The sequence below is a fragment of the Terriglobales bacterium genome (genome assembly GCA_035457425.1).
Taxonomy (GTDB): Bacteria; Acidobacteriota; Terriglobia; order Terriglobales; family Acidobacteriaceae; genus JACPNR01.
Map to the genome: position 1 here is coordinate 1 of DATIBR010000133.1, position 8,469 is coordinate 8,469.

Genomic DNA, 8,469 nt, shown 5'->3' on the forward strand with positions numbered 1-8,469 from the left:
GTACAAGCCTGTCCGCCGACCCCCTTCAAGTTCTGCACACCGGCAACATCGCGGGCACGGAGTGTGCAAAATCTGACTCCTGGCTACGGATTCCTGATCCCTGATGAAAAAAGGCAAGACCGCGGTCATCGTCGGCGCGCAGTGGGGCGATGAAGGCAAAGGCAAGATCGTCGACGTCCTGAGCGAGAACTACTCGGTCGTGGCGCGCTACGCCGGCGGGCACAACGCCGGCCACACCGTCATCATCGGCGGGAAGAAGTTCGTTCTGCAGCTGGTGCCGTGCGGGGTGCTGCGGCCTGGATGCCGCGGCGTCATCGGCAACGGCGTGGTGCTCGACCCCATCGCGTTCCTCACCGAGGTCGGCAAGCTGCGCGACGCCGGCGTGAAGGTCGACGGCAACCTGTTCGTCTCCAACCGCGCGCACGTCATCCTGCCCTATCACCGGATGATCGAGCTGGCGGCGGAGAACGCGCCCGGGCGCGTGAAGATCGGCACCACCTCGCGCGGCATCGGGCCGGCGTACGAAGACAAGATGGGGCGGCGCGGGCTGCGCGTGGTCGACCTGCTCGACAAGACGCTGCTGCGAACGCACATCGAGAACGCCTGCGCGGAGAAGAACATGATCGCGCACGCGCTGTTCAACTCCGAGCCGCTCGACCCTGACAAGATGTATCGCGAGTACGCCGAGGCGGCCGAGAAGCTGCGGCCGTTCGTCGCCGACACCGCCGCGCTGCTCAACGAGGCCATCCACGCGGGCGAGAGCGTGATGTTCGAGGGCGCGCAGGGGACGATGCTCGACATCGACCACGGCACGTATCCGTTCGTGACGTCGTCGAGCGCGACCTCGGGCGGCGCCGTGACCGGCACGGGCGTGGCGCCCAACGCCATCCAGACCGTCATCGGCGTGACCAAGGCCTACTGCACGCGCGTGGGCGGCGGCCCCTTCCCCACCGAGATCCACGACGAGGTGGGCGAGAAGCTGCGCGCCAAGGGCAACGAGTACGGCGCGGTGACAGGACGTCCGCGGCGCTGCGGCTGGATCGACCTGCCGCTGTTGCGCTACGCGCGCAACGTCAACGGCATCGACTGGCTGGTCGTCACCAAGCTTGACGTGCTCGATGAGCTGAGCGAGATCCCCGTCTGCACCGGCTACAAGATCGGCGGCAAGAAGACCGCCGAGATCCCCGCCGACGCCGCCGGCTACGAGAAGATCGAGCCGGTGTACGAGAAGCTGCCGGGGTGGAAGAAGCCGACCGAGGGGATCACCGAGTTCGCGAAGCTGCCGGAGAAGGCGCGCGCGTACCTCGACTTCCTGGAGAAGGAATCGGGGGCGCGCATCGGCATGGTCTCGACCGGGCCGGACCGCGACCAGACGATGTACGTGAAAGAGTTCGTCGCGGTGGTCGAAGCGGCGCGGCCGGGGAGATCCGCCCGGGCGAAGTAGCGCCGCGGACTTACGATTTACGACTTGGTCATTTACGATTTCAAATCGAAAGTGATCACGTCGTAAGTCGTAAATCACGCGAGTCGCGTTTCAGCCTCCTGGAGGTTCTCATGCCTTACGTCGACGGCTTCGTATTGCCGGTTCCGAAGAAGAACATCCCCGCGTATCGCCGGATGGCGGCCGCGGCCGGCAAGATCTTCCGCAAGCACGGCGCGGTCGAGTTCCGCGAGTGCGTGGGCGACGACCTGAACATCAAGGGCATGCTGCCGTTTCCCCGCGCGGTGCGCGCCAAGCGCGGGGAGACCGTGTTCTTCTCCTACATCGTGTACAAGTCGCGCGCCGACCGCGACCGCGCGAACAAGCGGATCATGAAGGACCCGGCCATTGAGAGGATGATGAGAAACCGGAAGATGCCGTTCGACATGAAGCGCATGTTCTGCGGCGGCTTCAAGGTGCTGGTGGACGCCTGATGGTCGTGCTGCTGGTGCAGTTCACGGTGAAGCCGGGCGAGGAGCAGCGCTGCCTGGAGCTGATGCGCACGATGGAGCAGCACACGCGCACGGAGCCGGGGTGCGTCCGTTACGTGGGACACCAATCCACCGAGGACCCGCGGCGCTTCATGTTCTACGAGGCGTACCGGGACGAGGCCGCGCTCGCGGCGCATCGCAACGCGCCTTATTTCGCGCAGTACGTGAAGGGGGGGCTCGACCCCATCATCGAGCAGCGCGAGCGCGAGCTGTTCGTGCCGGTGAGCTGATTCTGTCGCCCCTGAAGGGGCTCTCTTCCTATTTGATTCAACGGGACCCAGGGCTTCCGCCCTGGGCTATTGGCGATCGGCGCTTCGCGCCTGGTACGAGGGCCGCACATGCGTTTGGTCCGGCCCAAAACTTGCCAGCATGTTGAGATGCAGCGCCGAAGGCGCGAACGCTAATAGCCCAGCCCGGAAGGGCTGGGTAAGCTCAAGAGAGAATCAATCGAGCCCCGGAGGGGCGACACAGAGAGCTACTTCCTATCCATCACCAGCACGCCGCCGTGGGCGAAGCTCTCCTTGTCGACCTCGAGGAAGGCGACGCTGGTGTCTTCGCGCTTGGCGTTCAGCTCCTCGGCGATGACCTGCGTGATCTTCTCGGCGGCCTTGCGCTTCTGCTCGACCGAGCGCCCCTTCACCAGCGTGATCTCGACGTGCGGCATGTCGGCTCCTGCTTCAGTCCGTTACTTCAATTCGTAACCCGCGAAGAAGTAGCTGAGCTCGAAGCGCGCGGTGTCCTCGGCATCGGAGCCGTGGACGGCGTTGCGCTCGATGCTCTCGGCGTACTTCTTGCGGATGGTGCCCTCTTCGGCCTGCGCGGGGTTGGTGGCGCCCATGAGCTTGCGCCACGCGGCGATGGCGTCGCCTTCCTTCTCGAGCGCAAGCACCACGATGGGGCCGCTCGACATGAACGTGGTCAGCGAGTCGAAGAAGGGGCGCGCCGAGTGCACGGCGTAGAAGCCTTCGGCCTGCTTCTTGGTGATGTGCAGCATCTTCATGCCGATGATGTCGAAGCCGTTCTTGAGGATGAGGCTGATGATCTCGCCCGTGTGGTCCTTCTTGACCGCGTCGGGCTTGATGATGGCGAAGGTGCGTTGCAGGGTCTTCATTTCTAATCACTATCCTTTTGCAAGAATCCTTACCTATGAGATCCTTCGCGCGCTGCGCGCGCTCAGGATGACACTCATGAAACCTCGTCCTAGGCGCGAGCGCCGGCGCCCTTCATCGCTTCGACCAGCGTGGCGCCGATGTCGGCGGGCGACTTGGCGACGCGAATGCCGGCAGCCTCGAGCGCGGCGATCTTCTCCTTGGCCGTGCCTTTGCCGCCGGAGATGATGGCGCCGGCGTGGCCCATGCGGCGTCCCGGAGGCGCGGTCTGCCCGGCGATGAAGCTGACCACCGGCTTCGAGACGTTCTTCTTCACGAACTCGGCGGCCTGCTCCTCGGCGGTGCCGCCGATCTCGCCGATCATGATGATGGCTTCGGTCTGCGGGTCCTGCTGGAAGAGCGCGAGCGCGTCGATGAAGTTGGTGCCGATGATGGGGTCGCCGCCGATGCCGATGGCGGTCGATTGCCCGATGCCGCGCGTGGTCAGCTGGTACACCGCCTCGTACGTCAGCGTGCCCGAGCGCGAGACGATGCCGACGTTGCCTTCCTTGTGGATGCGCGCCGGCATGATCCCGAGCTTCGCTTTGCCGGGCGAGATGATGCCCGGGCAGTTCGGGCCGATGAGCCGCGACTTGCGCGTCTGCAGGAACTCCCAGGCGCGGACCATGTCGAGCGCCGGAATGCCCTCGGTGATGCAGACGATGAGCGGCAGCTCGGCCTCGGCGGATTCCATGACGGCGTCGGCGGCGAACGGCGGCGGCACGAAGATGAGCGCCGCGTTCGCGCCGGTCTTGTCCTTCGCTTCTGCCACGGTGTTGAAGATGGGCCAGCCTTCGTGCGTCGTGCCGCCCTTGCCGGGCGTCACTCCGCCGACGATCTGCGTGCCGTACTCCTGGCACGCCTTGGCGTGAAACGTTCCTTCGCGGCCGGTCAGGCCCTGCACCACCACCCGTGTGTGCTTATCGACAAGGATGCTCATATAAATTCGTTTCCCGTTTCCGGTTTCCCGTTTCCGGTTTCCGGTTTCCCGTTAGGCCCGGCTTGCTGCTGCTACCACTTTCTCGGCGGCGTCTTTCATGGTTTCCGCGACCTGGTAGTTCAGGCCGCTTTGTTTCAGGATCTCGCGTCCCTGCTCGACGTTGGTGCCTTCGAGCCGCAGGACGAGCGGCAGCGCGAGCTTGGTGGTCTTGGCCGCCTCGACCACGCCGGTGGCCAGCGTGTCCACGCGCAGGATGCCGCCGAAGATGTTGATGAGGATGGCCTTCACGCCCTTGTCGCTGAGCAGGATCTTGAAGGCGTTGGTGATCTGCTCGGCGTTGGCGCCGCCGCCCACGTCGAGGAAGTTGGCGGGCGCGCCGCCGGCGTACTTGATGATGTCCATGGTCGCCATCGCCAGGTCGGCGCCGTTGACCATGCAGGCGATGTTGCCGTCGAGCCGGATGTAGTTCAGGCCGTACTTCGAGGCTTCGACCTCGAGCGGGTCTTCTTCGTTCGTGTCGCGCAGCTCCTTCAGGTCCTTGTGGCGGAACATCGCGCTGTCGTCGAAGTTCACCTTGGCGTCGAGCGCGAGCAGCCGGCCGTCCTTCGTGACGACGAACGGGTTGATCTCGAGCAGCGAGGCGTCGGTGGCTTCGTAGGCGCGGTAGAGCGCCTGCATCACCTGGACGGCGGAGCTGATCTGCTCGGGCTTCAGGCCGAGGCCGAACGCGAGATTGCGCGCCTGGAAGGCCTGCAGGCCCATGCCGGGCTCGATCCATTCTTTCAGGATGGCCTTGGGGTCTTTCGCGGCGACTTCCTCGATCTCCATGCCGCCGGCCTGCGAGGCCATGAAGACGGGCTTGGCGGCGGCGCGGTCGAGCACGATGCCGAGGTAGAGCTCGCGGTCGACGTCGAGCGTCTCTTCCAGCAGCAGCCGGTGGACGACCTTGCCTTCGGGTCCGGTCTGGTGCGTGACCAGCGTCATGCCGAGGATCTTCTTGGCGTGCTCCAGGGCTTCGGCGAGCGACTTGCCGACCTTCACGCCGCCGCCCTTGCCGCGTCCGCCGGCGTGGATCTGGGCTTTGACGACCACGCCCTTGGCGGAGTTGAACAGGTCCTTGGCGACGGTCTCGGCTTCTTCGATGGTGCGTGCCATCTCGCCGCGCGGCACCGGCACGCCATATTTCGAGAGGATGTTCTTCGCTTGGTACTCGTGGATCTTCATCGGCTGGGAGGAACTAAGACCTTCAGAAAGCGTTCAGGAAACTTTTGATTGTATAGGAAGGGCGCAGAGAGTGGCCAGCACGCACTATTCGACAGCGTATTTTCGGAGACCGCAATATGCGCACGCGCTTCGCCACATTCCATACATTGGAAAACGCCCACCATAGACCTTTCCGCATCGTGGGCAGGGAGTTGAGAGGAAACTCCACCACGCACGCGAACTGAAGCAAAGCCCGCAAAGAATCGAGGCGGTGCCGACCAGAAAGAAGACTATGGAGGGAACAGATTTGACGTAGTTTCCACCCAGCACGAACACGAAAGCTGCTGCTACTCCCGCTATTGGAGCCAGCAAATAGGTCGCCCATAAACGCGGTTGAGCGCGGCGAATGTTGTCCCATCGTAGCTTGTAAAGTTCCTGTTCGGTCATTGACCTAGATGACCACCGTTTCCTTGTACTCGCCAAAGACCCTCCGCAGCGTGTCGGAGATCTCGCCGACCGTGCAGTAGGCCTCGACGGCGGCGACGATGCGCGGCATCAGGTTGTCGCCCGAGCGGGCGGCGTCTTCGACAGCCTTGAGCGCGGACTCCCACGTCTGCTTGTCGCGGCGCGCGCGCAGCGCCTGCAAGCGCTCCACCTGCTTGCGCTCGAGATCCGGATCGTGCTGGAACGTCGGCACGGACTTCTCTTCCTCGACCTCGAAGCGGTTCACGCCGACGACGACGGCTTCGGCGCGGTCCACGGCCTGCTGGTAGTCGTAGGCGGCGTTCTGGATCTCCTGCTGCACGTAGCCGCGCTCGATGGCCTTCAGCATCCCGCCCAGGTCGCGAATCTTTTCGAGGTACGCCTGCGCGCGGCGCTCGAGCTCGTCGGTGAGCGACTCGATGTAGTAGGAGCCGGCGACCGGGTCGACGGTGTTGGGCGCGCCCGATTCGTAGGCGATGATCTGCTGCGTGCGGAGCGCGACGCGCGCGGCTTCTTCGGTGGGCAGCGCGAGCGCTTCGTCGAAGGAGTTGGTGTGCAGCGACTGCGTGCCGCCCAGCACGGCGGCGAGTGCCTGGAGCGCGGTGCGGACGATGTTGTTCTCGGGCTGCTGCGCGGTGAGCGTGGAGCCGGCGGTCTGGGTATGGAAGCGCAGCATCCAGGAGCGCGGGCTTTTCGCACGGAAATGATCCCGCATGATTCCAGCCCACATGCGGCGGGCGGCCCGGAACTTGGCGACTTCCTCGAGGAAGTTGTTGTGCGCGTTGAAGAAGAAGCTGAGGCGGCCGGCGAACTTGTCGACGTCGAGCCCGCGATCGAGCGCGGCCTGCACGTAGGTCATGCCGTTGGCGAGGGTGAAGGCGACCTCCTGCACGGCGGTGGAGCCGGCCTCGCGCATGTGGTAGCCGGAGATGGAGATGGAGTTCCACTCGGGCACGTGCTCGGCGGTGTAGGCAAAGATGTCGGTGACGATGCGCATCGCGTGCTCGATGGGGTAAATGTACGTGCCGCGCGCGATGTACTCCTTCAAGATGTCGTTCTGCACGGTGCCGGAGAGCTTGCGCGGATCGAGCTGGGCGCGCTTGGCGACCGCGATGTAGAGCGCGAGCAGGATGGAGGCGGTCGCGTTGATGGTCATCGAGGTCGAGATCTTGTCGAGCGGGATCTGGGCGAAGAGGCGCTCCATGTCCCCGATGGAATCGATGGCAACGCCGACCTTGCCGACCTCGCCCATGGCCAGCGGCGCGTCGGAGTCCATGCCGATCTGCGTCGGAAGGTCGAAGGCGACGGAGAGCCCGGTGGTGCCGTGCGCGAGCAGGTAGCGGTAGCGCTTGTTGGATTCTTCGGCGTCGCCCATGCCGGCATACTGGCGCATCGTCCAGGGACGGCCGCGGTACATGGTGGGCTGCACGCCGCGGGTATAGGGCGGCTGGCCGGGGTAGCCGGCCTGCGCGTCGTAGTCCCAACCGGAAAGCTCGGCGGGGCCGTAGAGCGGCTTGACCTCGATATGCGAGGAGGTCTCGACCGCTGCTTCCGTCGCTTTTGGCTTGTGACTCACAGCAATGGCTAAGTGTAGCCGGATTGGCGGGCCGGGTCATTCCGTTCCACGCAGAGGCGCAGAGCGCACGGAGGAAACGGAAAAAAGAAGCTCGGCGTTCTTTGCGCCTCGGCGTTGAAGAAAATGTCGCTACTGACTGCGCCGCGCCTTGAGGAACGACTGCAGTGTGAACAGGCCGAAGACGGCCGTGAAGATGCCGGTCACGAGGAGGCGGTTCGACGACCACTTCCCCCACTCGCGGATGAGGGCGGCCAGGCCGATGGCGAAGAAGACGAAGAAGAAGACGCCGGTGACCTGGTGGAAGAGCTGCGTCAGCGCGCCCCAGACGGTGCGGAAGAAAGCCTGGATGCCAGCCCAGAGCGCGCGCAGGAAGGTCTGCGGATCCACGCTGGGCATCGTAGCAGGGGTGCCGTCGGCTGAAGCCGACTCGTCTCTCGTTTCCGCTACCATCCCCGGCACTGACGTGCCGGGCTGGATCCTGCCGCGGGCTAAAGCCCGCTCCCAATCACCGCACGGCAGCTACGGCACGGCTGAAGCCGTGCCCTTTCTACCCACGACGCGACAGGACCATACCCTTTCTACGTCCTCCCCAGAAATCCGGGGAGTAGGCGCGCGGGGTGGCGAAACTCGCCTGTCCGGGGGTGCATCCAAGTCTGTAGCGCAGAGTACCGCGGCTAAGGAAATCGGGCCCCACGCCCTCAATCGCGGCGGAGAAGACCCCGCCGGTGGAGAACCACTTGGACGACCGACTGAAGCACCTGATGAAGGAACTAGGCGACGCCATCAACGAGAGCCTCTCGGAGAGCGAACCGATCGGCGAGGTCATCGCCAAGATCAAGCAGCACGGGTACGACGTCTTCCTGGTGCTCGAGGCCACCATCGGCTTCAGCAAGCGGGACGAGGCGGAAGAGGCCACGCCGGAGCCGGTCGTCACCAGCGCGCGCCGTTCCAGCGAATCGGACGCGCAGTTCACGGTCAACGCGCAGGACCTGAAGTTCCTGAAGTCGCTGCGGATCTCGGTCGAGTAAGCCGCATCGCAGTCTGCAAGGCCGCCCCATGCGGGCGGCCGTTGCTGTTTGCAAGGCTTATCCGCGCCGTCCACCCGCTTCTCTGCCCTGTGCTATGCTCGAAAACTCGGGCCAAGGCAG

At 64.7% G+C, this 8,469-nt stretch carries 10 protein-coding genes; 4 read left to right on the plus strand and 6 right to left on the minus strand.

Annotated elements, in window-relative coordinates; all coding sequences use genetic code 11:
* Window positions 1-103 precede the first annotated feature (103 nt).
* The 3 genes from VLA96_10280 (at window position 104) to VLA96_10290 (ending at window position 2,201) form a co-directional block, all read left to right on the plus strand.
* Complete coding sequence (locus VLA96_10280; GenBank protein ID HSE49582.1) at window positions 104-1,444, plus strand: adenylosuccinate synthase; 1,341 nt, start codon at window positions 104-106, stop codon at window positions 1,442-1,444.
* Between the two features lie 110 nt (window positions 1,445-1,554).
* Entirely contained in the window at window positions 1,555-1,914 is a 360-nt protein-coding gene (locus tag VLA96_10285) for a DUF1428 domain-containing protein (GenBank protein HSE49583.1), read from the plus strand.
* Window positions 1,914-2,201: a putative quinol monooxygenase gene (locus VLA96_10290; protein ID HSE49584.1), complete on the plus strand. Its 288-nt coding sequence runs from the start codon at window positions 1,914-1,916 to the stop codon at window positions 2,199-2,201. Before VLA96_10285 ends, VLA96_10290 begins: the two co-directional genes overlap by 1 nt.
* A 245-nt stretch (window positions 2,202-2,446) precedes the next feature.
* On the opposite strand, the gene VLA96_10295 is transcribed toward VLA96_10290, so the two are convergent.
* From VLA96_10295 to VLA96_10320, 6 genes are all read right to left on the minus strand, one after another.
* Window positions 2,447-2,635 (minus strand): tautomerase family protein, encoded by a 189-nt coding sequence (locus VLA96_10295; protein ID HSE49585.1) that lies wholly within the window; start codon window positions 2,633-2,635, stop codon window positions 2,447-2,449.
* 21 nt (window positions 2,636-2,656) lie between these two features.
* Window positions 2,657-3,082, minus strand: a complete 426-nt coding sequence (gene ndk / locus VLA96_10300) for a nucleoside-diphosphate kinase (protein HSE49586.1) — start codon at window positions 3,080-3,082, stop codon at window positions 2,657-2,659.
* Window positions 3,083-3,171: 89 nt separating this feature from the next.
* On the minus strand, window positions 3,172-4,059 hold the full coding sequence (sucD, locus tag VLA96_10305; GenBank protein HSE49587.1) for a succinate--CoA ligase subunit alpha: 888 nt from the start codon (window positions 4,057-4,059) through the stop codon (window positions 3,172-3,174).
* A gap of 51 nt (window positions 4,060-4,110) precedes the next feature.
* Entirely contained in the window at window positions 4,111-5,283 is a 1,173-nt protein-coding gene (sucC, locus tag VLA96_10310; protein ID HSE49588.1) for an ADP-forming succinate--CoA ligase subunit beta, read from the minus strand.
* A 430-nt stretch (window positions 5,284-5,713) separates the two neighbouring features.
* On the minus strand, window positions 5,714-7,321 hold the full coding sequence (locus VLA96_10315) for a methylmalonyl-CoA mutase family protein (protein ID HSE49589.1): 1,608 nt from the start codon (window positions 7,319-7,321) through the stop codon (window positions 5,714-5,716).
* A gap of 129 nt (window positions 7,322-7,450) precedes the next feature.
* A complete protein-coding gene (locus tag VLA96_10320; protein HSE49590.1) occupies window positions 7,451-7,708 on the minus strand; it encodes a hypothetical protein in 258 nt (85 codons plus the stop codon).
* A 350-nt stretch (window positions 7,709-8,058) separates the two neighbouring features.
* On the opposite strand from VLA96_10320, the gene VLA96_10325 reads away from it, so the two are divergent.
* On the plus strand, window positions 8,059-8,349 hold the full coding sequence (locus VLA96_10325; GenBank protein HSE49591.1) for a hypothetical protein: 291 nt from the start codon (window positions 8,059-8,061) through the stop codon (window positions 8,347-8,349).
* Window positions 8,350-8,469 lie beyond the last annotated feature (120 nt).

Bases quoted from the DNA above. Each gene is read 5' to 3' on its own strand.
- VLA96_10280 (HSE49582.1), top strand. From the start codon at position 104: ATGAAAAAAGGCAAGACCGCGGTCATCGTCGGCGCGCAGTGGGGCGAT.
- VLA96_10285 (HSE49583.1), top strand. From the start codon at position 1,555: ATGCCTTACGTCGACGGCTTCGTATTGCCGGTTCCGAAGAAGAACATC.
- VLA96_10290 (HSE49584.1), top strand. From the start codon at position 1,914: ATGGTCGTGCTGCTGGTGCAGTTCACGGTGAAGCCGGGCGAGGAGCAG.
- VLA96_10295 (HSE49585.1), bottom strand. From the start codon at position 2,635: ATGCCGCACGTCGAGATCACGCTGGTGAAGGGGCGCTCGGTCGAGCAG.
- ndk (HSE49586.1), bottom strand. From the start codon at position 3,082: ATGAAGACCCTGCAACGCACCTTCGCCATCATCAAGCCCGACGCGGTC.
- sucD (HSE49587.1), bottom strand. From the start codon at position 4,059: ATGAGCATCCTTGTCGATAAGCACACACGGGTGGTGGTGCAGGGCCTG.
- sucC (HSE49588.1), bottom strand. From the start codon at position 5,283: ATGAAGATCCACGAGTACCAAGCGAAGAACATCCTCTCGAAATATGGC.